The following is a 26,224-nucleotide window of genomic DNA, read 5'->3' as shown; positions in this document are numbered from 1 at the left end:
CTTAAAATTGCTCTTTTCGTTGTCGATCACGATCTTGAAGTTCTGTGGTATACCTATAAGTTCCACCTGCTAACTCTTTCCCATCTAAAACGTTTGTCATATTCAATGTAAGATTTAGTTCTTTTTCTTCAGGTCGTCTATTTGGGAATACCTTTTTACTAGTAGCCGAGTTATTAGGAATATTAGGCTGCATATAATTCGTTAAACCACTTACCGCATCATTCGGAACACTATAATGAGAAGTTTGGAATCCAAAATCAAAAACAGATGGCATATTTCCCATTTGCTTCTTAACGGTTCCAACTACATTTCTTGTTGCATCCACAACAAAACGTTTCCCTCGATCCATACCTACTCCAACGCCTTCTGGAACAGCACTACCAATAGGTATCATTACTTTTGATGGGCTGTTTACTTCAAGCGCTCCAGAAATAGTCTTTTTAATATCGTTAGCAATTCCAGCTGCTTTACTAAATAGACCTCCTGATGCATCATCGATACCTTTCCCAAGCCCTTCTATAATTGATTTTCCAATCGAACTCAAATTTATGGTGCTGAAGAATTTTTCAACTGTATTCCACTTATCTTCGATATCACTTTTTATCTCGTTCATTTTATCTGTAACGGCTTTTTTCTGTTCCTCAAATTTTCTTGAAACAGTATTTTTTATTTCCTCTACCTTATCGCTGGCCGATTTTTTCATCTCGTCATATTTGTTGGAAACATCTGATCCCATTTCTTTCATTTTTCGAACAACGTCATCTTTCATTACTTCATACTTAGATTTCACTTGTCCAGTTTCCCAGTCAACTTGATTTGCATGTTCACCTGCTTGCGCTTTAGCTTCACTTACAATTTCAGTGTGCTTATCTTTTGCTGTAGAAACTGTGCTGTCATACTGTCGTTTGGCTTCTGCAATAATTGCATTTGCTTCTTCAGCATTAATCGTTTTATTTTCATCTCGTTGTCGAATAGCCTCTGCAATTTTATCATCACGAGTTTTCTTCGCATCTGCGATGACCTTATCTCTAGTTTCAGCACTATGTTGAACAACTTCAGCTGCTTGTCTAGCTGATATCTCACTAGCTTGCACTCGCATATTTTCCAGGATAACCTTTTGTTCCATTTGGTTTTTAGACATATGTTCAACAGCAACTCTGTCCATTTCATCTTGTAGAGCTTGTAAGGATATTCGTTCTGATGTTGTTAACTCTCTATTTTCCCTAGCTGCTGTTTGTAGGATTTCTTTGATTTTATTTTCTTTTTCTTGTGTTTTTAGTTTTTCTTGCTCGTAACGTTGATTCAGTTGTTCCATCCTCTTGTTTTCTTCTTCAGAAGTTAAAACATATGAATCAGCAAAGAACTTTTTAAGTCCTTCAATTTCTTTTTGTTGTCTTGCGTTTGTTTTTTCTATAATCGTGTTAGCCAATTTGTCATACTGTCCAATGAGCTTTTGCGACTGTTCTTCTGTTATTACTTCATGGTTTAGTCTAATTTCAGTTAACTTTTGTCTAATACCATCAGATAACTTGAAATACTCTCCTAAAACTTTCTTTGTGGAAGAACTTACTTTACCTTCTGTATTTGTAGTAAATCGATTTACTGAAGCAATGCTGTCCTCGGTTGCTTTCTGATATCCCTTATACGCTAGAACACCAACACCAACTGCGGCTGCTACCACACCTAAAGCAATCGCTACTGGTCCTAACGCCGCAGCCAACAATCCTGCAACTCCACCTGCTATTCCTAAAGATGTTGCTAATGCAACTCCTAATGCACCAATCCCTGAAACCACCATTCCAACTGCTGCTAGAACCACTCCAATAACTGTTGCAATAGCCGTTAAAGCAAGAACAATACCTGCTGTAATTGCAATAGCTTTTTGTACAGGACCTGGCAATGCATTAAATCCATCCACAAGCTTTTGCAACCCAGCAACAAAAGCACTAACCACAGGGGCAAGCGCATCACCAATTGTCTTTTTCATTGTGTCGAACGCTCCACTTAGCTGTTCAATACGACCTTTCAAAGTGTTCATTTTCGTTTCAGCTGTTTCTAAAGCTGTGACTTTGGACATCTCGGTATACATTTTATTTACACCTTGTGAACCTTCATTAAACAAAATCGTTGCACCACGAACTGCATCTGAACCAAATAACGTCTCTAAAGCCATACTTCGTTGTTGGTCTGTTAAATCTTTCATGGATTCATGAAGAATTCCGGATATGTTTTCTAAACTTTGGATATGACCCTCTTGATCATAGAATTTCGATGATAAGAAAGCGGAGCTAGTTGCTAACTCACGGAATGTAGTATCACACTTATCATTCCATTTCTTTACACCTTCAGTTTTCATTACATATTTTTCTAATGCAACTTCAATATCTCCCACACTTCTAGATGCTGGTGTGATTCCGTTTTTAACCAAGAAATCAAATCCAGCCTGCGCATTATAAGTGATAAGACCCAAATCTGCCATCTTGTTATATGCTTCTTTAGTTGAAGGATTCAACCTCATAAGCATTGTTTTTAGTGAAGTACCTGCATCAGAACCTTTTAATCCATTCTGTGCAAATACCGCTAAAGCTGTTGCTGTATCTTTAAATGTCATACCAGCTCCTGCAGCAACTGCTGCGGTTGCTGATAAACCATATTTCAGTTCATGTACATCAGTAGCTGAAGCATTAGCGGCTCCTGCAAGTAAGTTGGCGGCATCTGTAACACTTAAACCATCTCTTTTAAATGCATTCAAAGCGGTTGAAGCGATTTCTGCCGCTTCTCCTAGTTCTAGTTCACCAGCGGCCGCTAGGTTTAGAGCTCCTTCTAATCCACCATTGATGATGTCTGTTAAACCAACACCGGCTTTTATTAATTCTTCAATCCCTTTTCCAGCTTCTACAGAAGAATATTTCGTGTCTTCCCCATATTTAACGGCTAATTCGGAGAGTTTACTCATTTCTTGTCCTGTCGCACCAGATACTGCTTTTATGTTAGCCATCTGTTGTTCAAAATTCATTGATTCTTCCACAGCTGATTTTAGACCTCGACCAATTGCATAAGTCATAACACAAAATACCATACCGATTTGCATGCCAGCATTTTGTAGGTGGTTCCCCATTGCCTCCATACGATTCCCAAAGTTCAATAGACGATTTCCTTGCTGATCCAATTCATGATTTGCCTGTTGTAATTGTGATTCGAATCGATTTAATTCACTTGTCGCTCGATGAATTTGTTCAGCATATCGTTGCGCTGACTGGCTTGCTTCACCTTCTTCTGTTTTAGCACGGTTGTAGGCTTGTTGAAGTTCCCTGATTTTTTCTTTTTGTTTATCTACCGTACGAGATAAAACATCAACTTTAGCTCTTGTTTGTTCAGTCGCATTAGAAAAACCGCCCATGCCTGTTGTAATTGACTGAAATTCAGCCTGTAGGGATTTTAAAGAATTATTTAATTTATCCATCCCTTTTTGTTCAGCTTGCTTATTTACTTGCTTTAATTCATTTTCAAATCTATTTAAATCAGCAACAGCTTTATTAACTTGTGAAGCATATCGCTGAGTTGCTGCATCATTCTCACCTAATTTAGCCTTATTTTGATCATATGCTTGACGTAACGCTTTAACTTTCTCTTTTTGTGCGTCAATGAGCCTACTTAGAGTATCCATTTTCGCTTGTGTTTGTTGGCTAGCACTAGCGAAACCGCCCATCCCTGTACTTACAGATTTCAATTCGCTCTGTAGTGTCCTTACCGCACGCCCTGAATTTGCTATACCTTGACGGAAATTTACATTATCAAGGGAAAGCCTAACTACCAAATTATTCATTTCATTTGCCAATGTCTCACCCCCTCGTTAGATAATGTTTTCAGCTGGAACTTCTATTTCATTTGAATTTTGATTCTCATCATTTGAATTACCTTGTTCACGATGCTTTCGATTTAGCCTTAAATAATGCCAAATATCCATTTCGTTATCGATATGATGATGTTTATATCCCTGACGTAATAAAGAGAGGTAGAGCTCGTCCATAAACTCACTGAACGTTAGCCCTCCTCCCTCTACGCGTTTGGGTTTTCTTCTTCTCCAGTTCCAGGTGTACCACTAGCAGCTTCCACAGTTTCATTGACAATAGCGTTAATTACCTCTGAAGTTGTCGATAAAAACTTACGAGCATCCACACCATCCCAATATTGATCTAAGGTAAATTGTTCATCGTAAACCCTTACTACAAATTGAACCATTTTATCCATATCCTCTGGACCAGGATCATTTGGAATATCAGCAAGCTCAGGTGCTTGACGAATTAAACGAGCTGGAATGAACTCCGGTAAATTAAAAGTTTTCTTTTCCTTATTGATTCGTAATGTTAGTTTCATAGTTTATTCCTCCTTAGTTAATAAAAAAGAGAGAGCATTTGCTCCCTCTTACTTGCCTGTTGGTGGTGTTACGTTTTTTTCATATACCTTACTAAACCAATTATCTCCTACAGCTTTTGTAAACGTAGGTTCATCGGCATCAGCTGTAAATTTTGGTCTATCATCAAAATCACGCTCAATGAATGACCCTTTAAGTTTTGTTGTTTGGAAGTTCGGTTTGTCTTTTTTCGTTTCAGCTTCTTCTTCCTCTTGTGAAAGTTTACCTTTGAGTAACCAAACATAACGATATTTACCATTAGCCTTTAAAAAACGATACCCAATCGCTAAATATGGTTTTTCTCCCACACGTTTTTCGTCTAAAACACCATCCTGAATTTCTGGATATCCTTCAATATCTGCTTTATTTGACAATGAAAGACCTCGAACTTCAATTTCCACTTCAACTTCACCGTCTGATTCAGCAATTTCCGATTTTTTATTGTCACTCCACATTATTTCTGAAGCTACCTTTTTTGATGTTTTAACCTTTACTGCACCTTCTAATTTCTTTACCGTTGAATATGCAACACTTGTTGCATCATCTTTTGTTAATTTTGCATAAACAAGACTATCTACACCGACAGTCGAACTAATTGTAATAATTTCTCCAGCCATCTATAACTCCACTCCTTTCGCGAATCGCATCGCGTAATGAAAAATTTGTGTATCATCTTCATATAAATCAGCAATCGCATAACGTGAGAAACCAATACTTTTCATGATCTCATTCACTTTTTTATGAATTGCTGTTGTACTACCCTTTGACCAAATATCGATTTGAAATGTGATTTCACTCTCACTTTCTTCGTTATCTGCAAAGCTATCTGGCTTATTGTCTAATTCGAAGAATGTAATCCGTGGAAACTCTTCAGCATTTTTGGCTTTACGATAATACACACGTTTTCCGCCTAATAAAGAAACAAGCTCCTGATTATTTTCAAGAGCTTGCAAAATTTCAGGTCGTAGATTTATCATAAATTCAACCTCATCTCGTTCTTCAAGATGTCTGTCATAGCACGAATTGCGGCTTCTTTTGAAGAATTAAAGCCTGGTTCTATAAATGGTTGAGCTGGCATTTTAGATGTTCCCCATTCTACGAACTTCCCATAGAAATATGGAGAACGATCCGCTTTGTCTATTCCAATCTTAATAGTTTTTATGCCGCCTTCCATTTTCGCTTTTGTAACACGGATATTATCAGCCAAATGTTGTCCTGTACGCCAAGGTTCGCTTTTTGTTGCTTTTTTAGGGCTGTCGCTTCTTGGAGCTATTTCTGAAATAGCTTTTCGAATAGGTTCCCCACCAGCTGCAAGAGCTTTATCTTCAATCTTTTCTCCACGTAGGCCCATTTGTTCTAATTCAGTAATTAAACGATCAAACCCTAATAAATCCACACCATCAGCCATTCATTCCACCACGCTTCCACATGATTAATAACGTGTGTCTTTCCGTTGGAATAACTGAAAGAATGTCATAAATCGTGTTCTTATACTTAATTTTCATATCAGCATTCACATTAGCACGGAATCGGATTTCTGTTTCACCCTGTACTTCACTGTTGGCTGCGGCTGCTTCAAAGTACTTTCTTCCCTTTAAAAAAATGAACGAGCCCCATACAGCAAAAGAATCTTTATAACCATCTATCGGTTCACCGTCTGGTCCCTTTGCATCATCGTCTTTTACTTGGAATGTAAGGAGTTTATCTAACTTACCTGGATTCATGTGGAATCACCTACGCAATATTGCAACTGAACTAATATTGACTGCAAACTAAATGCTAATTGTTCAGCTTTCCCAACTGCTTCACGGTTTTCATACCAATGAGCAATTAAAATACGAGCCGCTAATTTAGCAAGCTCGCTCTTTAAATCTACGTTTTTACTTGTTGCATTCTTAATATATATTTCAGCTGCTGTTATAAAGGATGAAATGAGGGAGTCCTCCTCATCGCCATCCACACGAAGATACTCTTTAGCTTCCTCTAATTTCAGTACCAAGAAGGACACCTCCTATATCATTAAGCTCCAGGTTTCGCCACAACTGTAATTTGTCCATACACAACCGCTTCTGAATCCCAAAGCGTAACGTCTTCACGTTCGATTGCTCGGAACTCAGAAGTATTTGATCTCCATGCGTTTCCACCTTCTTTAGTCATATCGATAGATAATTGTTTTCTATCCCAAAGAACGATCGCTTCTTTCAAATCCCCAACAATGAATGGTGCTTTACCATCTTTATCTGTAGCAATTGTCTTATTGGATAAAACAATAACTGGTTTTCCTGACAATAACTTACGAGTTGGATTTGTTGGGTCTGGTTGAAGTAGCGGACGGCCATCCTTATCTTCTATTTGATCTAAGTAATTGAATCCATCTTGGTTTGTAAAAATGTTTGCTACAGCCGAGAAGGCTGGATCTAATGTGACATTTAATGCGGTTTTAATGCCTTTATAATCCTTAAAATCAACCTTTGTTAACTTGTTAACTTCTTGCAAAATTAAATAGTTACGAGTTGCAATGGATTTTTTCGCGATCCATTGACGTAAATAACTTTCTAAAGCTTGATCTGTATCATCTAACAAGTCATTTGGTACTGGTAAGAATCCAGCGTAATCTTCAATAGCATAAGATAAACGATCAAATTGTGGTGAAGCAATTTCCTGCATCGCATTTGGATTTCCATACTCAGATAGTGGAGCGAAAGGTGTAGATGCTGCACGTTTTTCTAATGTACGAGATCCTTTATTTGTTGAAACAGGTTGTACACTTACATATTGCTCTAAGCTATCAACCGTTTGTTTTAGCTGATTAATTGTTGTAGTAATATCCTCAGGGACGATATAACCGCCATCCTTGCCCGTATTCTCTGATAAGGATGCTTTATATTCCTGCATAACACTTATTTCATCATGGCTTAATGCTTGGCCACGTAAAGCTTTCATAAATACTTCTTTATACGATGTATCTTCATTTTGAACTGATGCTGGAGGTAACACTCCAGTTTGTGCATTCACAGGATCAGGCACTTGGATTTGCTTCATTGCTAGATAATTATCTAGCTCATTTTTTGCGTTTTTCGCTTCCTCAATTTTCGCTTTTGCATCTTCATATTTACCGCTATTATTAAATTCTTCTGCTTTCGCTTTTAAATCAGCAATTCTTTGACGTAATTCTTGTTCATGTTTATTCATTCGGTATTTCCTCCTTGTTTTGGCACAAAAAATAGACCTATAGTTCTAACAGGTCTAGTGCGTTTTGTATTTTTAATTGTTCATTATTATCCTTCTTTGGAATAGAAGGAGCTTTTGCTACTATTTTACTTGGTGTTTTTTGATATTTATCAAAGTAATCACTCATACATGCTGCGACTTCTTTTGCTTCCACAACTTCGATGTTGAAGTATTTTTCAGCTTGTTCACCACTTAACCAGGTCTCTGCATCTACTAATTGCTGTATTTCTTCAATTTCAATACCTTCTTTTAAGTTTTCCTTATATACATTCATAATTCCAGACTCAATGTTATCCAGGTCTTCTGCTGCTTTTCGGAAATCTATTGCATTTCCAGCTGCATATGTCCAAGGCTTATGAATCATTAAGAAAGCATTAGAAGGGACAACAACACGATCACCTGCTAGGGCAATTACTGAAGCGATGGAAGCTGCAACACCATCCACATAAACAGTTTTTTGAGCCTTATTTCGCTTTAACATATTATAAATTGCTAAACCAGCGAATACAGAGCCACCACCACTATTCACATAGATATTTAGGTTACTTTTATCATCCAATTGCCCCAAAATGTTTTTTACATCATCGGGCATAATGTCAGAATCATCCCATTTCCAACCTGTATTATTTATGATGTCACCATAGATAAATAGGTCCGCTGAAGAATCCGTTTGATTTTTAATAGTAAACACGTCTTTAATTGCCCTCACCTCCTTTCAGCGACGAACCTCCACTAGCTTTCGCTAATTGGTATTCATCCGCAATTTCAATAGATACATGATTTAAATCGACTCGGCTCTTATCACCTAGTTCACCAATACCATCCATATCTTCAAGTTCTAAAACTTTATTAATAGAAAATACACCTCTATCTAACATAATGTTATAGAACTCGGCTCTTGATTTTTGATCTGCTCTTAATAAGCTTGCTAAATTGAATTTTAGATAGTAACGCTTTTGCTCATTAAATGAGAATGTTTTATAAGAAAACTCTTCTTCATACTGAATAAGTATCGGACTCAATGTATTTTGAATAAAATCCAATGCTTGTTGCTCAATGTTTGAGAATGTAGCACGATCTAACTCATTAATCATGTGCAATGGAATATTAAAGATGTTTGCAATCTCAGCTTTATCAAACTTCATACCTTCAATAAATTGAGCATCTTTCAAAGGCATTCCAACCTTCTCAAATTCTAAACCAGCATCTAAAATTGCTATCCTTTGAGCATTATTTAATCCTGTATTCGCTTCTTCCCAAGCATCACGAAGTACATCTTTCGCTTCTTTATTAAGTGGTTGTTGAGTTTTTAATATCCCACTATGCGCTGCCCCGTTTGTAAAAAATTTACCTTTAAACTTTTGAGCCGCCTGTGAGCTGCCTATAGACTCTCTTGCAATTTGAATAGGTGGTTTACCCTTCAATCCATCAGTAGACAATGTAGTGAGATGGATAATATCATCATCAGGTATTTTTACAGGTGTACCATCTGGCAAACTAGTAAAATACCATAATTTATTCGTCTTTAAGTCCACAGTTGGAGTTGTGGTAGCTGGATTCAATGCCCACAATTCTTTCGGTCTACCATCCACACCCCAATGAATATTGATGTAAGCATTTCCCCATGTATTACGATGTGTTTCGATTAAATGTTTGAATTTAAACGGACTTTGATAGGGATTTGGACGTTTTTCTAAAACAAACGACACTTGATGCACCTTATCTCGCTCTCTTCCCTTGGATGTCTTTCTAAAAACTTGAAAAGGAAGCATCGCAACACTGTTCGCAAGGATGTTAATGCATCGATATACTGTTGGAACACCTAAAGAGGATTCTACCGTAACCTTTTCACCACTTGCGGCTTGATAACCAAATAAACTTTTAAACCAAGGAGACGGATTTTTCAAATCGGTCGTATCTTGATTCCTAAATAACTGCCGAAAAATCAAAAGTTTCACCTCCTTTCTATCTTCTTATCATTACCACCCCCAACATTGTGAGAATAAGTCCTAACAGATACCATCCGTAAATTGGATTAATAAAAAAAGTCGTCCCAACAATAATGGACAACCCCAAAATAAGTAAAATATCTTCTAAAATACTGATAAAGAACATTAAAAACCGCATGTAATTCCTCCTAGAATGAGAAATCTTGACTTAAGATATGTGAATTTAAATCCATTTCCCCAAAATTGAGCATACATCGGACATGCGAGTTAATCACCGCCGCAATTGGATCAATTCTTTCTGTTGCTTTTGACTTGTCCAACATGATATTTTCATTGGCATCTTGCTTAGTAACAGCATTTCCGATTGCCCAATTAAGAACTGGATTGTTATTATGGATAATTTTCTTTTGATACACTTGCTCACGAAAGTCTTTTGTTGGTCCTGATAAAGTAGCCATACCTTGTCTGATTTCTACAACAACATACCCTTCCGCTTCCATGTCTTGCATAAATTGAGTTGCATTCCAAGGATCCGCACATATTTCTTTTATTTTAAACTCATTATCTGATTCCATAGTTTTTATATATTCTTTAACGAAATTATAGTCTACTACTGAACCAGGCGTTACAGTAATCCAACCTTGCTGCGCCCAAATGTCATATGGTACTTTATCTGTTTTCATTTTCTCGGCTAAAGTATCCTCTGGTATAAAACTATGACTAATTACGATATATTTTTCATCTTTCTTGAATTCAAAATCCACACTAGTTAAATCGATTTTTGCTGATAAATCGGCTCCTACTGTACATTCCATACCACTCAGTTCAGATAACTCAATTACTTCATCACATTTATTCCATCTGGACATATCCATATAACCATTCTCTTTTCGGTTAACCCAAATATTCATACGTTTTGTAAGAAAAGAGCGCATTTTTTCAGGATTATCCAAAGCAACTTTCAAATCACTTCGAAGCTTCTTCATTCCAGCTTCATAAGTTGCTACAATCGGATTGGCTTTAATCCAATTTGTTTCATCTTTGATATCATCATCTTTATCAAGTTCACAAATAACAACAAAATACTCATCATTCTCCACACCTAAATCATTTGGATCTACTATCCTAGAACAGTATTTATATTCCTTGTAACAAGGTCCATTAATGCTAAATCCCGCTGTAGTAATAATGAACATTAATGTATTCTCACGTGCACCCATTCCAGAATCAATTACATCATAAATCTCGCTAGTATCATGAGCATGATATTCATCAACAATCCCTAGCGATGGATTTGTACCATCACCGGTCTTCTTTGCCTCTTTAGAAAGTGGCGTTATTGTTGAGCCACTTTTTATATGAGTGATCTTCCCATACGAATCCTTATATTTTTTAGATAACATATCACATGCGCCTAGTTGTTTTAAAATATCATTGTAAACAAGGCTTGATTGCTGTCTATCCCAACCTGCTATATAGCACTCTTCCTGTTGATCAGATAAAAACGTTATATAAGAAGCGATAAGAGCCAAAAATTGTGATTTTGCATTTTTTCTTGCAAGTTCAATAAATACACGTAAGAACCGTCTATTATTTGTAATTTTAATAAGAAAGCAAAATATATTAGCCGCTACGAATAATTGAAAATCGGTTAATTCAATATATTGACCTGCTAATACACCTTTAAAATGTTTAAATTGCTTGCACCATTCATAAAAATCATACAGTTGTTCAATATCAAAATAGAATGGACACTCATCATCTTGTGTACGTTCTAAGTCTCTTAAAAAACGCTCACAAGCCCATTTATGTTTTTTACAAGCCAATATGTTACCGTCCGAAATATCATAAACATATTGCATTAGTCTTTCTTCTAATTTCATACCCTATCACCAAACCGCTTTTCTGCATTGGTTTTTGGTTTATCATCACCCTTAGGTTTTGCCAAAGATGCTCTAGAACTTGGCGTTAATCCAAATTCAATCGCTAACGACTTCATTTGTTCATGTAATTGTTTCTTTTTAGTTAATAAGGGATGTGGCACCTTATTAGTTTCAGCTGCTTTATTTGTATACTCTACCATCAACCCTTCTTCACCAATAATCTTTGTACATTCAACATAATCAGAGTAGGCATCACAATAAGCTGCCAAAGCATTAATATCTACATTTGTAATAAGATCTAATTCCATTAACTCTTTAGAAATTCGATTAAATTCTTTTTTTGCTACTGTATTTAACCAAGTTGGGGCTTTTATTCTATTCGTTTTTGGTTGAATATGTTGTTCGGCCCTCACTCTTTGTTCTATTTCCTGTTTAGTTAATCGGTTTTTATTCCCTTCAAGTATTTGCAAATGAATTGGCTTCGCTTTTCGTCCCATGTGAACCACCTCCTTTAGTTGAACCCCCTTTTATGAAATAAAACGAATTTTTTGTACGGAAAGCTAGACGGCGGTCTCCAGGGAGTCGCCTTTTGCTTTTTCATGGTGGGGGGTTGTTTATGAATTTTTTCTTTCGAATGATTTTCTATTTTTCTTCTCGTCTTCTTTTGTTTTCTTGTTGTGGCAAGCATGACAGAGTGTTTGTAAATTAGTTGGTTCTAATCGTTTTGACCAGTCCACAAGCAATGGAATGATATGATCGACTACATCACCTATCTTAATGATGCCGTTGCTTCTACATTGAACACATAAGCCATGATCTCTACGATAAATAAACTCACGCATAACCCTCCATGGTTTGGAGTTATAGAATGAACGTGAGCTTTTGTTTCGAATATGTTTGTCATAATATTTTACGGTTTCTTTTTCCTTTTCTAAATGTTTAGCACAATACTTATCCCTTGTTAGTTCGTTGCAACCTAACGACTTACAAGGTTTGAATGGTTTACTTGGCACCTTCAATCCTCTTCCTCAATCGTTTCATCTCATCCTCAATAGCAATGTTCTTTTTATTAATCCGTTCGTGACACTTTGCTATATCTGATTGATGCTTACGAATCTTATCGTTCACATATGCAGCAACATGTTCATGGCCACAATGAGGACAAATATAGAAACACTTCTCAATGCGATTAGGAAGTTGTGCTACTTGCGGTTGCATATCGTAATCTTTATTACAGTTAGAACAATAGACTTGCATCTATCCTCACTCCCTTTGAAAGAACATTCCGATTATCTATTTAAAAATAAATACAAGTTGTTATAATGAAAGTACATTGCCATCGGATGAGACTTGAAAGCCAACAAGTTTCGTCCGTTTTTTTATGCCTAATCCTTTAGGAATTCATCCATTGTTTTATCGAGCAAACTAATCATTGCTTCTCTTCTTTGCTTTGGCGTTATATTGTCTTCCATTGCATTAAAGATTGGAATTGCACTTTCCACTTTCTGTTTATCGATACGTTCGTTTACAAGATCTTGTCCAAGTAACGGAACTAATGTATAAATCACAACCGCTTGTTCTTGTTTGGTTAATTTAGTTAGACTCATCCTTCATCCTCCTCCAAAATAAAAAGCACCCATTACGAGTGCTTTAATGATTCAATATGTTTATTAACTCTTTCGTTACCTAGCTTCCAATATTCTTTATCCATCTCAAAACCAATATAATTACGATTAGTATTGATACATGCTATAGCTGTTGTAAAACTACCCATACAATTATCTAATACCGTTTCGCCTTCTTGTGTATAAGTCTTAATCAAATATTCAAATAAAGCTACAGGCTTTTGTGTTGGGTGAAACGTCTTGCTATCACGAGGAAAATCAAAAACAGACTTGGGATAATTGGTATACTTTGTGACATGTACTTTACTTAATGATTCATTGTTGCTCTTACCAAATATCTTTAGTTTTTTCGATGTACTCTTTTGATATATTGGCTTCTCCAATAAGATTAAATCTTGCGGATAATAATTAGGTAACTTCTTATAAAACACTAATACATTTTCGTGATTCTTTAACGGCATTCTATTTGCATTCGGGAATCCTGTTACATGATTCCCTTTCTTCCAAATCCATTCATAACGGAACAATTTCATATTTGAAGCGATTAACTTTGTAGTAAATGGCTGGCTTGCAGTCAAAAGAATAGCCCCATTATCTCTTATAATTCTTTCGTACTGTTTCCACAACAGATCAAATGGAATAATACTATCCCACTTACAAGCTGTCGTCCCATAAGGTAGATCACATAAAATCATATCTACACTTTTATCTGGAATCAGCTTCATGCCTTCTAAACAATCCACATTAAATACTTGATTCAACATTTGTCATCCCGTCCATTTCCTTAATCTAATTTATGAATACATTTGGAGTATTTTAGATATAGAATCTGGTACGTGAAGTTTTAAACTTCTTCCAATCACCTAATATATTAAACAATATTAAGTAACTGGAAGAAGAGCAAAAGCTCTCCTTAATAACGGTATCATTCAATCATTACCATCTGCTGGTTTCGGATTTTGTGTGCCGTCATTACGAACCGTTTAGAATTCTAGAAACAACATAGTGAGTTGTGTTTTCCGCCACTTCTCACAATACAAATATAACACGAGAATTCCAAACCAACCGGCACATTTCCTGCCAAAAAGCGGTCACGACTCTGCCAGCTTTAGCGCATTTTTATTATCGATACTCAATTAATTCTTCCATACGTTTTTGTTCAATTTCTTTTGCACGTTTTTTTACCGCTTCCCAATTTACACACTCTACTTTTTGATAACCCATGCTTGAATCATTTTCTTTAGCAAGTTCTCTTATCGCCATAAGATAAGCAACCGTATACTCCCCATGTGGTGTACAGATTGGATAATTTTTTTTATCGCCATCAACATCAAAATCAAAATCAAAATCACATGAAATATTTTCAGTAATTTCCTGTATTGTAGTATCGATGATATTTATATTTTTCGAGTCAGGTTCTACTTTTCTTATAATAGTATCCCTTTGAATATATTTTAATTCTTCTTCTGTAGGAACCAAGCTTGAATAACTTATAGTTGAAACAACAATTTCTTCTTCATTATTAATATTGAGAGTAACTAAAATTTTATATTTGTTCGTATCAGAAAACGTCAATACTGAAGGTTCGATGTTATAACAAGCGCTCGCTTTAACTGAAATTATTTCTACACAGTTAGACACTCCTGTGTTTTCTGCTCCTTTCTCTAACGCTCTTATTAATGCGGATGTTTCATTTCTCCCTGCTACTTGTTGTATCAAAAGCATACCATCAATTTTCAATTCAACATCCCACAAATATTCAACCACCCCACCAAAGTCTTCTAATTCCGCCTCTAAAAAAATATACTTTGTTATGGGCCAATCTCTATTAATGTTTTCAAGACCTAACCGCCTTGCATCTCGCTCATTTTCAGCAAACACTACGTATTTTTTTTCTTCCCAAATCTGTGGTTCTGTGCGGTAGTTATAGTCGTATTCGCCCCTACGATAATCTTCTCTTGACTTATTATTACTGAAACTCACTTTCACTTCATACTTTTTCAGCATGCATTCTCCCCCTTAAATTAAATAAAACACCCTCGTTTAATTAAAATAGATTACTGCCCTTAATCTATTTAATTAGTAAATCCCGAATGGAAACAAGAGCGACAACCAGTTCATTTATTATGATAAGTTATTAATTATTTATTTTAAATATTTCAATTGAATAAACTGCACTATTCCTATTGAGAAATATTTTTAAAAGTGAAGGAGTTTCATCATAATAATGTTAGATCGGTGAATTTATATCTACTTCACTTACCCATATGTTCTATTGTGTGTAACTAACCCCTTCGCCAAATCCCTTGCTATCATTGACTTAATTAAACTTTCCCTTTTGAGTTACACAGTACGAAATTTATGAGTAACTGTATAGATTTAAAAAATAAAAAGCAATGATTAGATTTTAAACCTAGTCATAGCTTTATCCATCGCATCTTGGTTTACACCTATATAACGTAACGTGACCTTCTCTGACGAATGATTGAATATCTCCATGAGTAATGCTATGTTTTTCGTTTGCATGTACATATGGTACCCGTACGTCTTTCTTAGCGTATGTGTTCCGATTTCATCTAAACCAAACTCTGCTGCGGCTATACTTAATATCTTATATGCCATGCTACGACCTATAGGGCGATTCTTACCTTGTCTACTTTGCAATAGATACTCACTGTCTTCTCTTTCTTCAATAAACCATTTAAGTTCTCTTTTCAGTGCTGCAGTAATTTGTATTCGTTTCTGTTTCCCTGTTTTCTTTTCCCTCATAGATATATGACTACCTTTGACGTCCCCTACCTTCAATTTCAAAATATCCGAGATTCTCAAGCCTGTATTTATTCCCATAATGAAGAGAATGTAATTACGTAAGCTCTTCTCCTTAAAATAATCTTTTAGCTGCTGTATCTCTTCTGGATTACGTATAGGCTGAACAAAATTCATTATTCATCCCCTCCAATTTCTTCTGTCTCATAAACTTCTAATCTAAGAGCAAAAGCAAGTTTATAAAACACTCTAGCCTTAACGCGTCGATAAGTACGCTCACTCATGCCAATCTCGTTATAAACCATATAATCACATACATCTTCATCTTCTAAATAACGCTTAATGATGATGTTTCTTTGATCCTTTCCTGCACGTCCATTGCCCAAGCGACTAAGGAACTGATCAATACGAAATGACGTTTTCTTAATCCACTCTTCTCGTTCACTTTGTTGTATATTAGCCATCGCTACATCTTCTAATGGATTTCCTACATCATTTGTAGGCCCGTGATATCTAATTTCATAAGAAGGAGTGACTTTCATTTCTTCACGCATCATTCCAAACTGTCTATATAAACGTACATTTTCGAGAACACCTTCTAATTTTTTCTGAGTTGCTGTTCTATCGATTTTTGGTAAGAAAGATAATTGCTTAGTCATGTAAGACCACTCCTTTTTATTTTTTATTACTTTTGTCTTAATGCTCCACGTCTACGTTCATAACGTGGCCCATGAATCCCCATTAAACCTTCAATATCACGAGTACTTAACTTCTCTTTTCGTTTTTTCTTAGTTTTCTTTTTTGCTTGATTTGATTGCTTTTTCCATTCACGTAATTGATCCTTTAACACCTTCATTTCCCCATCTCCCTTTTCAAAATAAAAAGGACACCATTTCTTAAAACAGCTTTAATTGCTGCTCTAATGAATTGGTGTCCTCTAGTTTTCTAGCCGGACTGTATTTGGTTTTCATTTATTTGATAATACCTGCTTGTACAAAGAGATTTCTCCAAGCTTTATTAACCTGGTATTTCTCAACGGATTTCGCACGACGAGCAATAGCCTTTCTTACTTTCCTTTTCTTTAAATTAGCCATTCTCCTAGCCTCACTTTCTATTCCATTTGTCCTTTGCATTCTTCAAGAAAATCAATAACTTCCTGAACATGCTCCTTTGTTGTCATACTCTCCATCACGTATCCTTCATCGTTATAAACATTAACCTTATCCCCTGTAAACTCCATTCCACACATTCCATCTGCACCTAATAGCTTTACGTTACCTTCCATTCTTTTAACCTCACTTTCTATTCAAAGGATTATTTTATTAAGTTTTAAACATACCCAAAGCCGAGTGTTCCCAGATGATATAATATAGTCAATTAGAAAAAATTCACTTTATTAACCCCAAAGAAATGAGGTCGCTTTTATGAAAAGTATGAATAAATGGGTACTAGCTATTAGCTACTTTTTTGTTCTAACACTCGTTCTCCATCTATCATTTAAAATGTTGATTTTAACCGCTATGGATCCTACTACTAGCTTTCCAACTTCACGATTTCTCATTGGGCTGTTAACTTTAGTATGCGGAGGTTGTTTATTAGGTTTTGGAGCTAGAAAATATATTTTTTCCTCTTCAAATATTAAAAGTGAACAATGGAAAGTTGCAGCAAAGTTTACCTTGTTGACGACTCTATCTTGTTTTACTGCAATGCTTATTTTTTATTGGGTTTAACCTTGATTTTTTTTACAATATATATCTACCCCTGGATAAAACTCAATATTCCGTAAATACTAAAGTCACATGGTTATCTTTCCTCTGTTTTTCTTGGGTGAGCAGTTAGCTTTTGCTAGCTGCTCTTTTGTGATTCATCGTCACATTATGATGAAATGTTCATATATTATCTCGAAGCAAAAACCCTAATTTACTTTTCAATATCTCACTTTTCCCTTAAAGAGCACTTTATTTAGTGCTCTTTTTGGTGTTTCAAATTACTACAAAATGAAATTTTTGTTATCCCCCCTCCAAAACCCACAATATGTTAATATATACATAGATTAACAACAATGATTTTTTAGACATTTAAGAAAGGATGATAAAATGGTTATTTTCCAATGGCTAGAATCATGGCTATCTAGTGATATTCTTCATTTTAATTTATTTGTAGGTATGACAACCCTTCTCTCTCTAGCGTCTGTTATCTTATTTTCTATAACGTTTAAGAAAATAGGTACCAACGATACAGAAAGACTAAAACTCAAGCACCAAATATCTTATACAATGTGCACTTCACTACTTGTCTTATTAGCCATATTTATTCTATGGATGCCTACAAATACTATCTATTTAAGACAGTATCTCATCATGATAATTTCCATTTCACTTCTTTTCGGATCGATATCAGGTCTGTACCATTATAGAAAAGAAATACTCCCTGAGAGTTGAGTTAAACTCCTTTTTAGAACTCGTTGCAGTTAGCGGGTTCTTTTTTTATAAAATAGCGTTTTTGTTCAAAATGATGCCACATATATTTGGACACATTTACCAGTGTTTTTACCAAAAAATTCATGATATGGTTAATTAGTCGAGTACGTCATTACTTGACGATTACCCTTAGAGGCCCCGCAGACAATCGGGGTTTCTTTTATTTAAATAACGATTTTGTTCACTTTTATAGCTTACTATTCCTCATAGTTGTGTTTTTCTTCTAGGACTTTTATAAAGTTAAAGTGTCCATCGAGATAACAATCATTGATATAACCCCTAAATATATTTCATTAACTTCGCTTAAAGTAAAATTTTCATTTTTTCATTCAACCAAGTTCATAACATATTCTTTTCCTCCGATAAAATAATGATTAGGTGCCCCACACGCATTTTATCCACTGGAAATAACACCTTTTACGTACTTAACTATTAGAAACTTCATTTCTGCTATTTCTGCAATAGCAATTTTGTTCACTTTTTTGATACATTTATGAAACATTCACATGTTATCTTCAATACGTTCGATCCTTTTTATAAAACCGTGTGAGATATACCAAAACAAGAATCCCTAGAGCCCTAACTCTAGGGATTCTTGTTTTTAAATAAGGATTTTATTAAATATTCAATTGAGCCTTTTTATACTCTCTGTATTACTAGTCCACTAGATACTCAGAAACCTTACAAAATTGTAATACTAATGTAAGGGTACTCAATATGAACTAATGTATTTATGTAGTAAACTATCTATCGGAAATACATATAAAAGGAGAAACATTTATGAATTTTGAAGACAATCGTAAACTAGGTATTCAGTTAGGGTGTATAGTGAAAACAGATACTACACAATATCTAGTGTTTAAAAAGAATGAAAATTATTCTTTATTAAATATTGAAACTGTGGAATGTACAAATTTTGAAGTTTCCTTAGACAATATTGAAGAAATGATTCAAATTGACTTTAAAGAAACAATTCAAGATATTATTCCTCCAGAGAATATTAAGATTTTAGCCCAAAACAAAATATAGATTACATTTCCCACAAGGAGCGCTACTTCTTCATGCTCCTTGTGTATAAATCATTCAAATAACTATTTTATTCAACTTTCCATTAAGCTAATTTTCCTAATAAACCTTACAAATCTGTAATACTAATGTCACCTAAAAGAATGTTTTCCTGGTTAATAATGGTTTAATATATAGATTGTTAACTTGATTAAACAAAACACCATTGGTAGGTGACAGTTTGTGGAAAGAAAATTATTACGTTATGGCATTGTATGTATAGCTTTTATTACTATCCCCATTTTATTTATACACTTTGTTTCATCTCAATTCGTTCCAAAAGAATACAGTGAAGAATGGCCGGAAGTAAGTAAAACTACTGAACTAGTAACTATCGGTTACTTTAAAAAAGAAAAGGATCTTGATATTATAATTAAAAAAGTTGAACCTTCAGAAGAATATAGAACACATGAAATCCACCTATACGGACATGTGGCAGATAATAAAAAGCAAAAAGTTTCTGCTGTTGTAAATTTCCGTGATAACTATTCAATTAGAGACACATCTGAAGTTAAAATCAAAGAGCCTTTAAATAAAGGTTGGATGCTCTTTCAGTTAAAATAACGCTTTTGTTATAAGTCACTCGTAATAAGTCACTTCTTGTTGCAATCAATATAATACGTAACTTCCCTTGTATATGAACCAACTTCCTAAGAGCCGTGACCTATATTAAAAACAAGCATCTAATAAATGAAAGGATCTTTATTATTCCAATAATCACCATCTAATAAATGAAAGGATGATGTATATGTGTTGTTGTCCAGACCCACAATTTGTATCTGTTTCTACATGCAATACTTTCACTACAACTGGAGGTGATGAAGTGGGTGGAGCTGTAGTATTTAATAATACTGGAGGTCCAGTCCTTTCTGGCTATGTTACTTTAACTAATAATCCTACAAGTGGTACTATTACTGCTTTTTTAGCGAATAATGGTACAAACATTATTGGCCCAATAACTCCAGGAAATAGTCAAACTGTTTTTGTGTCAAACATAGGAACATTGGATGCCTTTTCTGGTACCGCTGGCCAACCTGTTAGTGGTAGAGTTTGTGTTGATGCTGCCCGTCAAGTAGCTTAGCTTTTAAAGAAAAAGATATTAATTCATTTTTGGGTTAATATCTTTTTCAATTTATAGAAATGAGGCATTATATATGAAAAAAAAATTTAGGGATTTTAAATACTCCATTACAGTCCCTTGTGCTATTCCTATCCCAGTCTGTGATGTATTACCCAAACCACAAGAAGAACGAAAAATTGTATGCAATGACATTTGTGGTAACTTTTTACTTAGTGACAACATTACCTTTCTAGAAGTTTGGGAAAAGAGAATTGATCAACCTGTTACTGCTACTGTCACGATTTTTAACAGTATACAAAGCTCACTTATTGAAGTTAATGTGCAACAAAACACTGGTAACTCAATTCTTTTCACAATCCCTCCTGGAAATTCGATTTCCAAAACAATTGGAGACATCAAAGTAGTTACCATTCTTCTCACCGAACCCGGTAGTGCAAGCGGAAAATTTTGTTTAGATATAAATTTCACTATAAAGTCCCTATGAATATTATGAAGGGACTTATACATATCCCTCCAAATCTCTTCCTTGTTTCTTAATAAAATTCAAATTTGGTCTTACTTCACATCCACGCGCTTTTGACTAGCTTCTCGACTAAATCCGTCTGGGTATCTAGTTGCTAATTTAGATATATTCATTTGAGCGATATCTTCTAGGGTGTATCCCATTTCGTGAGACATGATTGAAATGTAGTACAAAATGTCCCCCAGCTCTAAAGCGATTTTATGCGTGTTCCCTTCTTCTTCTCCTGGACAATGAGCCGGATCGAATCCATGCCCATGAAAAATAGCTTTTTTTACAATGTCCGAAACCTCACCAGCTTCTCCCGTAAGCCCTAATGCTGCATTTAAAACACGTCCACCGAAATCATTATTTGTATTCCATGTACGTAAAGTTGCTTCTTGATATTGATCTAATTCACAAATTTGATTGATATTCATTACAGCTTGTCCTCCCTTTGATTCACTGATTAATTTAGTTGTTGCATATACACCGTTTTCCATTGCTTTCATTTTGCTTTCCCCTCTCTTTAACAAACTCCTAATCCGATTGGACGGTTTTCAATCATATATTTATCAGCTTGATCTATAACAAGAAGCGCCACTTCTGATTGGTGTCTCCTTAATGCTTTTGCCATGTCTGGTAAACTCATATCTTGTTTCCACATTTCACGAAACCTTATAATGTCCCTTTCATCCCAAATGAAGTTAGCTTCTTCTAAAGCGATGTATATCTTTAACCTTGATTCCTTCATCGCTTCATGATTTATTGCTACACTCATAAGCGAACCCACCTTCTAAAAATGATTATTTTATCTTTTCAGTAAACTTAGTATCCACTCGATCCACTTTACCGTTAACCCATACAGCGACTTGCTCACCGAATCCACTAATTGGCGGATTAACTGCCGTAACATTCCCGTCCTTGACTATATAAAGTTTGTTGCTGCTAACATCAATTTCTATTGTTTTCATATGTCCATCTCCCTTTTACTAACGCATGTACTCGACAACATCAGGTTTAAAGCCACTTCCTAAATAGATTCGTACTGGAATTGCTTCTTTTTTATCCCTTGCTGCCTTACACAATTCTTCCGCTGTTTCCCAATTAAAAAGCTTATCTACAGCTCGCTGGAATCTCCAAATCGCCATTGCATATTGTTCAAAGATGTCATAACGATCATCTTGTTTAGTTGTGCGTGGTAACTCATCCGTACACTTTGCATTCTTTGGAACTTGGACGCGTACATCAGCGTATGTATTGCGTCCAGTTCCTTTCTTAACATTGGCTTTCATTACATCGAACTCACAAATTGTTGGCTCTACATCGAAAATATTTAACTGCTTAGGCATGTGCCATCCCACTCTTCTGAAGAAGGTCCAGTAATTCACTTGCGCCTTCTTTGCTCAAAAACATTCGACCATTGAGCAATTCCATGTTTGATTCAGAAACTTCACCAGTTACAAAGCATGACTTTTCATGTTTTCTTAAAACGATGTTTTCCCCATCAACATGAAAGTCTAGTGCTGTTCCTTCAGCAATTCCCAAAGTTCTGCGTAACTCTACCGGAATTACTACACGCCCTAGCTCGTCCACTTTTCTTGCAACACCTGTATTTTTCATAGCTTTCTCCCCCTTGTTAACTAACTTTTTGTTGTTTATTACGTTGTAACTCTTGTTTCATTGATTCGAATTTTATTAACCATGCTTGCCAACGATTATCATTTTCTGCTTGCTGTTGCTTTGCTACTTCACAATTACAACCGTTCGTTTCAATTACACCCGGATAAGTTTCTTTACGAATGATTCCTGTATTACGGCATAATACACACATGCTTATTCCTCCTTTTTGAAATTGCGTAATCTATAATTATCACCATGCATTTCTAACATTTCAGCGTTTTCCATCATCCGACTAAAATCACGTTCTCCATACATCCCTGCTAATTCACCAATCGTAAAATTAGTAGTAAATAAAGTGCTTTTACCTATACGGCTATCTACGATTTCGTTTGTCTTCGTTTGCTTCCATGTAACGCCTTCTTTATCTTTCTCTGTGAATTCCGCTCCAAAATCATCGATAATCAAGACATCAACTTTTGCTAGAAGGGACATAAGCTTGTCCTCTGTCATTTCACTGTTTTTATTCCAAGTTGATTTGATTTTGGTAAATAGCTTATTCATTTGAATAAACATTGCACTGTGACCTTTTTTCATAAGTTCTTTGATGGCTGCCACACACAAATGACTTTTTCCTACTCCATAATCACCCGTAATAATGATGCTTGTTGGCTCTTCTTTATTAAATGAAGTAACAAAGTTCATAATCATTTCTTTCGCATCAGCCAATTCTTTTTTAGGTGGTAAATAATTTTCGAATGTGGCTTTTTTGAGTTTGTCATTTATTAAACTGTTATCAGCAAATGAATCATATAAATGAATGATTTCGTTTTTCTTTTTTATAGCTAGTGTTTCTATAGCTAATTTCTGATCTTCTTTTTCTACCGATCTACATTGAGGACAAAATTCCTCATTTGTTTCTATATCTATCAACATGCGCTTACTGCAAACGTCTTTAAATTTTTCTTTCCCTACTAAAAAGACATTCGTGCATCTATTAGATGAAAGTACATATCTTTGACTAGCGTTTTGAGAAGTCGTATTTTTGAATGAATTCATTGTTTTTGTGCTTTTTAGAGCTTGCATTTGAATTCTCTCCTTTTACAGTTTCATTTAAATAATTATCAAAGTGTTTCTGCGCAAATAATGTACTTGGTCTTAAATACTGTTCAAGTGTCTTTCCATCTTTATCAAATTTCCCTAACCACTGCGGCACTTTGTTATCAATGACTGTCTTAAAATCATCAACTGTATAGTCTTCATTCCATCTAGCACGAATGAACTTTCTATGACCTTCTGATTTATGGTTATACTTTTTCTTTGCTTTTTCGTTTAAGTAATCGAGAATTTCCTTATAAGGGATTGCTATTGGCTGTTCAGATTCGTCCGAAGATGAGTCTTCTTCTTCTTTTTCTTTTTCTTCTTCTTCTTCTTCTTCTTCTTCTTCTTCTTGTCCACGATACGTACCACGATTCGTGATACGCTTCGTGGATTCGTGATTAGATAAGAAATCAGCAAATATATTTTTTATAGATGGCTGTTCTATGTGGTTATAAATTGGAACGAGTAACTCAACGTTCTTGACGTCTTTCAATTCTTTTTTTATTAAATCCTCAATTGGTTTACCAGCTCTCTTTAGGTTGTATTTTCCCCAATTAAATATCACCATTTCTCTTGTTTGATCATCATATTTAATCAATTTATGATACTCTTCAAACCGCTGCATCAACGCTCGTACACTTTCCTGCGAGTATCCAGTTTCAAAAGCTATTTGCTTTTTGGTTATTTGATATACACCAATTTGTTTTGTTTGTGGGTTTGTTAATAAATATAGAAAAAAATACTTATCTTCCGGTGTGAATTCTTCTTGTACTTTGACATCATTCCAAAATGATGTATGTACCTGTCTAAATATAGCCATATTAGTTAATCCTCCCTTATGCAAATTGCTATACGTGATTGTCCACTTTTGATAATTCGTTTAATTTCATAATGCGGATAACCAGCCTTGAAATACTGTTCAATCATTTGCTTTAATTCATCCTTGCTCTCTGCTAAGTTCCAAAACCTATTAGGTAATAGCACTTGATATTCAGTTAAACGCATGTACTATTTCCCTACTTTCCGTGATATACTTATAACAAGTGTTTTTTCTTAAAGGACCCATTGCCGTGGGTCTTTTTATTTTGTTTTACGTCACTCCAAGCCCATCTTTTTATCGGTTCGTAAGTAATGTAAAGTAACAACGTGCTACACGCGATAAGCATTGCGAATATAACTAATGATGTTGTATCTTCCACTAGATCACCTCCTTTTGCGTTTCAAGCCAAGCTTCTAAATCCTTTTGTAGGAAAAGTAGTTTACGTCCATCTCTAATCACTGGAAACTGTGGGTGGTTTGCTAATTCGTACATTCGACAAACTGCTATGTTTAGATAAGCTGCCGCTTCTTTCACTCTCATTACTTTATTTGGTTGTGCTTGTTGTTGAAATGAAGCTAATGCTGCTTGTATCTCCTCTCGAACAACTTCGCGGATTGATTCTTTAATGATTTGATCTAATCCCATATCGTTTTGCTCCTTCCCAAATTGTATTAATGGTAGTTAATCATACTAACCTTGGTCGCCATGCATTTATGTATGATATCGCCTCATTGAAGTCTTTCTGTAAAATGTTGCAATAACTGTTTACCGCAAATGCTGACTTTACATCTCTCCAGGCTGCTGCAAAAAGTTTCTTTCTGCTGTTATGAACAACTTGATTAATTGTTCCATCATCCCAAAGCTTGTACACTCTTCGATTTAATGCACTTCTTATTACTTGTTGCTGACCGTAATCTACTGTTAATCTTTCATAAAAGAATACTTCTAGCTTTTCTACTCGTCTGTTGAGTTGTGTTGTACCTGTCGCAATTAGTTCTATTTGGCTAAATGGGTCTTGTTTTCTTAATGAATTCTCCATCTCTTCGAATCGAGTTACATAAGCTGCTGTGAAGAGAACTCCTTTTTCTCCAGTTAATTTGTTAGCTACCATGTCACAACCTTTTCGTGTTAGAAGGTAATTTTTATAAGTCTTGTTATTACCTTCAGTTGTGTAGTTTGTTTCAATAAAGAAGTCATGAGAACGCAATTTTGCGTTTTCTAAAACATATATGTAATTCTCGATGCTTCGAAGTAGATCGGAATGTCTTTTTCCAATCATTTCAGCAATTTCTCGACTTTCTACTAGGAGTTGTCCATTCTTGTTAATGATTTGTAATTGATTCATTTTCTTTCACCTCCCTCTCAAACGTTGTCGATATGACAACATTTTGGTCAAAAAAAAGGGCATCTATTGATACTCCAAGAGCTTTTGCTAAAGTAGGTATCTTTTCAGCATCCAATCTTCTCTTGCCATTTTCAATGAAAGAAATCGCTGAAGCATGTCTGAAATCAAGCTCCTTGGCTAGCTTATCTTGTGTTATATTTTTTTGTTTGCGAATATCTCGGACTCTATTACCGAATGTCATATCCGCCTCACCTCCCACCGTTGTCGTTATGACAACTTCTTGTATTCATTATATGTTGTCAATTCGTAAATGTAAACCCTCTTTTGTCATTTTGTAAAAAAAAT

General features: G+C 35.2%; 41 protein-coding genes. 5 read left to right on the top strand and 36 right to left on the bottom strand.

Annotated features, from left to right (window positions below):
• Position 1: 1 nt before the first annotated feature.
• The 23 genes from ABH955_RS03250 to ABH955_RS03140 form a co-directional block, all read right to left on the bottom strand.
• Positions 2–3,838, bottom strand: coding sequence for a phage tail tape measure protein (locus ABH955_RS03250; protein ID WP_404490866.1), 3,837 nt, complete (start codon positions 3,836–3,838; stop codon positions 2–4).
• A gap of 15 nt (positions 3,839–3,853) precedes the next feature.
• Complete coding sequence (locus ABH955_RS03245; RefSeq protein WP_404490865.1) at positions 3,854–4,030, bottom strand: hypothetical protein; 177 nt, start codon at positions 4,028–4,030, stop codon at positions 3,854–3,856.
• Between the two features lie 29 nt (positions 4,031–4,059).
• On the bottom strand, positions 4,060–4,377 hold the full coding sequence (gene gpG / locus ABH955_RS03240) for a phage tail assembly chaperone G (protein ID WP_404490864.1): 318 nt from the start codon (positions 4,375–4,377) through the stop codon (positions 4,060–4,062).
• 48 nt (positions 4,378–4,425) lie between these two features.
• Positions 4,426–5,031 carry a major tail protein gene (locus ABH955_RS03235; protein WP_404490863.1) on the bottom strand — a complete coding sequence of 202 codons (606 nt, stop codon included), beginning with the start codon at positions 5,029–5,031 and terminating at the stop codon, positions 4,426–4,428.
• Complete coding sequence (gene gp17 / locus ABH955_RS03230) at positions 5,032–5,391, bottom strand: tail completion protein gp17 (protein WP_404490862.1); 360 nt, start codon at positions 5,389–5,391, stop codon at positions 5,032–5,034.
• On the bottom strand, positions 5,388–5,822 hold the full coding sequence (locus ABH955_RS03225) for an HK97-gp10 family putative phage morphogenesis protein (RefSeq protein WP_404490861.1): 435 nt from the start codon (positions 5,820–5,822) through the stop codon (positions 5,388–5,390). The genes gp17 and ABH955_RS03225 overlap by 4 nt, the downstream gene beginning before the upstream one ends.
• Complete coding sequence (locus tag ABH955_RS03220; RefSeq protein ID WP_404490860.1) at positions 5,815–6,138, bottom strand: phage head closure protein; 324 nt, start codon at positions 6,136–6,138, stop codon at positions 5,815–5,817. The genes ABH955_RS03225 and ABH955_RS03220 overlap by 8 nt, the downstream gene beginning before the upstream one ends.
• Positions 6,135–6,413: a head-tail connector protein gene (locus ABH955_RS03215; protein ID WP_078206876.1), complete on the bottom strand. Its 279-nt coding sequence runs from the start codon at positions 6,411–6,413 to the stop codon at positions 6,135–6,137. The genes ABH955_RS03220 and ABH955_RS03215 overlap by 4 nt, the downstream gene beginning before the upstream one ends.
• A gap of 20 nt (positions 6,414–6,433) precedes the next feature.
• Positions 6,434–7,606: a phage major capsid protein gene (locus ABH955_RS03210; protein ID WP_404490859.1), complete on the bottom strand. Its 1,173-nt coding sequence runs from the start codon at positions 7,604–7,606 to the stop codon at positions 6,434–6,436.
• Between the two features lie 37 nt (positions 7,607–7,643).
• Positions 7,644–8,354, bottom strand: a complete 711-nt coding sequence (locus ABH955_RS03205; protein ID WP_404490858.1) for a head maturation protease, ClpP-related — start codon at positions 8,352–8,354, stop codon at positions 7,644–7,646.
• Entirely contained in the window at positions 8,341–9,594 is a 1,254-nt protein-coding gene (locus ABH955_RS03200; RefSeq protein ID WP_404490857.1) for a phage portal protein, read from the bottom strand. Before ABH955_RS03200 ends, ABH955_RS03205 begins: the two co-directional genes overlap by 14 nt.
• Before the next feature lie 188 nt (positions 9,595–9,782).
• A complete protein-coding gene (locus ABH955_RS03195; protein WP_404490856.1) occupies positions 9,783–11,477 on the bottom strand; it encodes a terminase large subunit in 1,695 nt (564 codons plus the stop codon).
• Complete coding sequence (locus ABH955_RS03190; protein WP_201033878.1) at positions 11,474–11,983, bottom strand: phage terminase small subunit P27 family; 510 nt, start codon at positions 11,981–11,983, stop codon at positions 11,474–11,476. The genes ABH955_RS03195 and ABH955_RS03190 overlap by 4 nt, the downstream gene beginning before the upstream one ends.
• A 108-nt stretch (positions 11,984–12,091) precedes the next feature.
• A complete protein-coding gene (locus ABH955_RS03185) occupies positions 12,092–12,490 on the bottom strand; it encodes an HNH endonuclease (protein WP_404490855.1) in 399 nt (132 codons plus the stop codon).
• Complete coding sequence (locus tag ABH955_RS03180) at positions 12,480–12,734, bottom strand: hypothetical protein (protein WP_404490854.1); 255 nt, start codon at positions 12,732–12,734, stop codon at positions 12,480–12,482. The genes ABH955_RS03185 and ABH955_RS03180 overlap by 11 nt, the downstream gene beginning before the upstream one ends.
• Positions 12,735–12,862: 128 nt before the next feature.
• Positions 12,863–13,084: a hypothetical protein gene (locus ABH955_RS03175; protein ID WP_404490853.1), complete on the bottom strand. Its 222-nt coding sequence runs from the start codon at positions 13,082–13,084 to the stop codon at positions 12,863–12,865.
• Between the two features lie 32 nt (positions 13,085–13,116).
• Positions 13,117–13,866, bottom strand: coding sequence for a DNA-methyltransferase (locus tag ABH955_RS03170; protein ID WP_404490852.1), 750 nt, complete (start codon positions 13,864–13,866; stop codon positions 13,117–13,119).
• 358 nt (positions 13,867–14,224) lie between these two features.
• Positions 14,225–15,109, bottom strand: coding sequence for a hypothetical protein (locus ABH955_RS03165; RefSeq protein WP_404490851.1), 885 nt, complete (start codon positions 15,107–15,109; stop codon positions 14,225–14,227).
• Positions 15,110–15,502: 393 nt separating this feature from the next.
• Positions 15,503–16,045 (bottom strand): site-specific integrase, encoded by a 543-nt coding sequence (locus tag ABH955_RS03160; RefSeq protein ID WP_201033884.1) that lies wholly within the window; start codon positions 16,043–16,045, stop codon positions 15,503–15,505.
• The gene (locus ABH955_RS03155) at positions 16,045–16,527 is read right to left on the bottom strand and encodes an ArpU family phage packaging/lysis transcriptional regulator (RefSeq protein ID WP_016095512.1); all 483 of its coding nucleotides are present in this window, start codon (positions 16,525–16,527) and stop codon (positions 16,045–16,047) included. Before ABH955_RS03155 ends, ABH955_RS03160 begins: the two co-directional genes overlap by 1 nt.
• A 26-nt stretch (positions 16,528–16,553) precedes the next feature.
• A complete protein-coding gene (locus ABH955_RS03150; RefSeq protein WP_016095513.1) occupies positions 16,554–16,724 on the bottom strand; it encodes a hypothetical protein in 171 nt (56 codons plus the stop codon).
• A gap of 115 nt (positions 16,725–16,839) precedes the next feature.
• Positions 16,840–16,962 carry a DUF3983 domain-containing protein gene (locus ABH955_RS03145; RefSeq protein WP_016095514.1) on the bottom strand — a complete coding sequence of 41 codons (123 nt, stop codon included), beginning with the start codon at positions 16,960–16,962 and terminating at the stop codon, positions 16,840–16,842.
• A 17-nt stretch (positions 16,963–16,979) separates the two neighbouring features.
• The gene (locus ABH955_RS03140) at positions 16,980–17,153 is read right to left on the bottom strand and encodes a hypothetical protein (protein ID WP_016095515.1); all 174 of its coding nucleotides are present in this window, start codon (positions 17,151–17,153) and stop codon (positions 16,980–16,982) included.
• Positions 17,154–17,292: 139 nt separating this feature from the next.
• Here ABH955_RS03140 and ABH955_RS03135 point away from each other — a divergent pair, with 139 nt between their 5' ends.
• From ABH955_RS03135 to ABH955_RS03115, 5 genes are all read left to right on the top strand, one after another.
• Positions 17,293–17,598, top strand: a complete 306-nt coding sequence (locus tag ABH955_RS03135; RefSeq protein ID WP_147740495.1) for a hypothetical protein — start codon at positions 17,293–17,295, stop codon at positions 17,596–17,598.
• A gap of 1,530 nt (positions 17,599–19,128) precedes the next feature.
• Complete coding sequence (locus tag ABH955_RS03130; RefSeq protein ID WP_001008434.1) at positions 19,129–19,377, top strand: hypothetical protein; 249 nt, start codon at positions 19,129–19,131, stop codon at positions 19,375–19,377.
• A gap of 219 nt (positions 19,378–19,596) precedes the next feature.
• A complete protein-coding gene (locus ABH955_RS03125; RefSeq protein ID WP_404490850.1) occupies positions 19,597–19,977 on the top strand; it encodes a phosphoglycolate phosphatase in 381 nt (126 codons plus the stop codon).
• Positions 19,978–20,161: 184 nt separating this feature from the next.
• Positions 20,162–20,494 (top strand): S-Ena type endospore appendage, encoded by a 333-nt coding sequence (locus tag ABH955_RS03120; protein WP_002088126.1) that lies wholly within the window; start codon positions 20,162–20,164, stop codon positions 20,492–20,494.
• A gap of 73 nt (positions 20,495–20,567) precedes the next feature.
• Positions 20,568–20,978: an S-Ena type endospore appendage gene (locus ABH955_RS03115; protein ID WP_404490849.1), complete on the top strand. Its 411-nt coding sequence runs from the start codon at positions 20,568–20,570 to the stop codon at positions 20,976–20,978.
• A 71-nt stretch (positions 20,979–21,049) separates the two neighbouring features.
• Here the strand turns inward: ABH955_RS03115 and ABH955_RS03110 are convergent, their stop codons facing one another.
• The 13 genes from ABH955_RS03110 to ABH955_RS03050 are packed head-to-tail and all read right to left on the bottom strand — an operon-like array spanning position 21,050 to position 26,120.
• Complete coding sequence (locus ABH955_RS03110; RefSeq protein WP_147740491.1) at positions 21,050–21,505, bottom strand: nucleoside triphosphate pyrophosphohydrolase family protein; 456 nt, start codon at positions 21,503–21,505, stop codon at positions 21,050–21,052.
• Between the two features lie 17 nt (positions 21,506–21,522).
• A complete protein-coding gene (locus tag ABH955_RS03105; protein WP_147740490.1) occupies positions 21,523–21,774 on the bottom strand; it encodes a helix-turn-helix domain containing protein in 252 nt (83 codons plus the stop codon).
• Between the two features lie 25 nt (positions 21,775–21,799).
• On the bottom strand, positions 21,800–21,967 hold the full coding sequence (locus tag ABH955_RS03100) for a DUF3954 domain-containing protein (RefSeq protein ID WP_098297620.1): 168 nt from the start codon (positions 21,965–21,967) through the stop codon (positions 21,800–21,802).
• A gap of 18 nt (positions 21,968–21,985) precedes the next feature.
• Complete coding sequence (locus ABH955_RS03095) at positions 21,986–22,345, bottom strand: cell division protein SepF (protein ID WP_147740489.1); 360 nt, start codon at positions 22,343–22,345, stop codon at positions 21,986–21,988.
• A complete protein-coding gene (locus ABH955_RS03090) occupies positions 22,338–22,616 on the bottom strand; it encodes an AbrB/MazE/SpoVT family DNA-binding domain-containing protein (protein WP_147740488.1) in 279 nt (92 codons plus the stop codon). The genes ABH955_RS03095 and ABH955_RS03090 overlap by 8 nt, the downstream gene beginning before the upstream one ends.
• 16 nt (positions 22,617–22,632) lie before the next feature.
• A complete protein-coding gene (locus ABH955_RS03085) occupies positions 22,633–22,827 on the bottom strand; it encodes a hypothetical protein (protein WP_147740487.1) in 195 nt (64 codons plus the stop codon).
• Positions 22,828–22,829: 2 nt separating this feature from the next.
• Positions 22,830–23,672 (bottom strand): ATP-binding protein, encoded by an 843-nt coding sequence (locus ABH955_RS03080; protein ID WP_370458405.1) that lies wholly within the window; start codon positions 23,670–23,672, stop codon positions 22,830–22,832.
• A complete protein-coding gene (locus ABH955_RS03075; protein ID WP_404490848.1) occupies positions 23,635–24,534 on the bottom strand; it encodes a conserved phage C-terminal domain-containing protein in 900 nt (299 codons plus the stop codon). Before ABH955_RS03075 ends, ABH955_RS03080 begins: the two co-directional genes overlap by 38 nt.
• A gap of 5 nt (positions 24,535–24,539) precedes the next feature.
• Positions 24,540–24,719 (bottom strand): hypothetical protein, encoded by a 180-nt coding sequence (locus ABH955_RS03070; protein ID WP_404490847.1) that lies wholly within the window; start codon positions 24,717–24,719, stop codon positions 24,540–24,542.
• A 29-nt stretch (positions 24,720–24,748) separates the two neighbouring features.
• Entirely contained in the window at positions 24,749–24,913 is a 165-nt protein-coding gene (locus ABH955_RS03065) for a hypothetical protein (protein ID WP_404490846.1), read from the bottom strand.
• Positions 24,913–25,179, bottom strand: coding sequence for a helix-turn-helix domain-containing protein (locus ABH955_RS03060; RefSeq protein WP_147740483.1), 267 nt, complete (start codon positions 25,177–25,179; stop codon positions 24,913–24,915). Before ABH955_RS03060 ends, ABH955_RS03065 begins: the two co-directional genes overlap by 1 nt.
• 40 nt (positions 25,180–25,219) lie before the next feature.
• Entirely contained in the window at positions 25,220–25,879 is a 660-nt protein-coding gene (locus ABH955_RS03055; protein WP_404490845.1) for a Rha family transcriptional regulator, read from the bottom strand.
• The gene (locus ABH955_RS03050) at positions 25,857–26,120 is read right to left on the bottom strand and encodes a helix-turn-helix domain-containing protein (protein ID WP_147740481.1); all 264 of its coding nucleotides are present in this window, start codon (positions 26,118–26,120) and stop codon (positions 25,857–25,859) included. The genes ABH955_RS03055 and ABH955_RS03050 overlap by 23 nt, the downstream gene beginning before the upstream one ends.
• Positions 26,121–26,224 lie beyond the last annotated feature (104 nt).

The organism is Bacillus sp. RC240 (assembly GCF_044907945.1).
GTDB classification, from domain to species: domain Bacteria; phylum Bacillota; class Bacilli; order Bacillales; family Bacillaceae_G; genus Bacillus_A; species Bacillus_A mycoides.
Note: the sequence above shows the minus strand (reverse complement) of the source record. Positions and strands in the feature narration are given on the sequence as shown.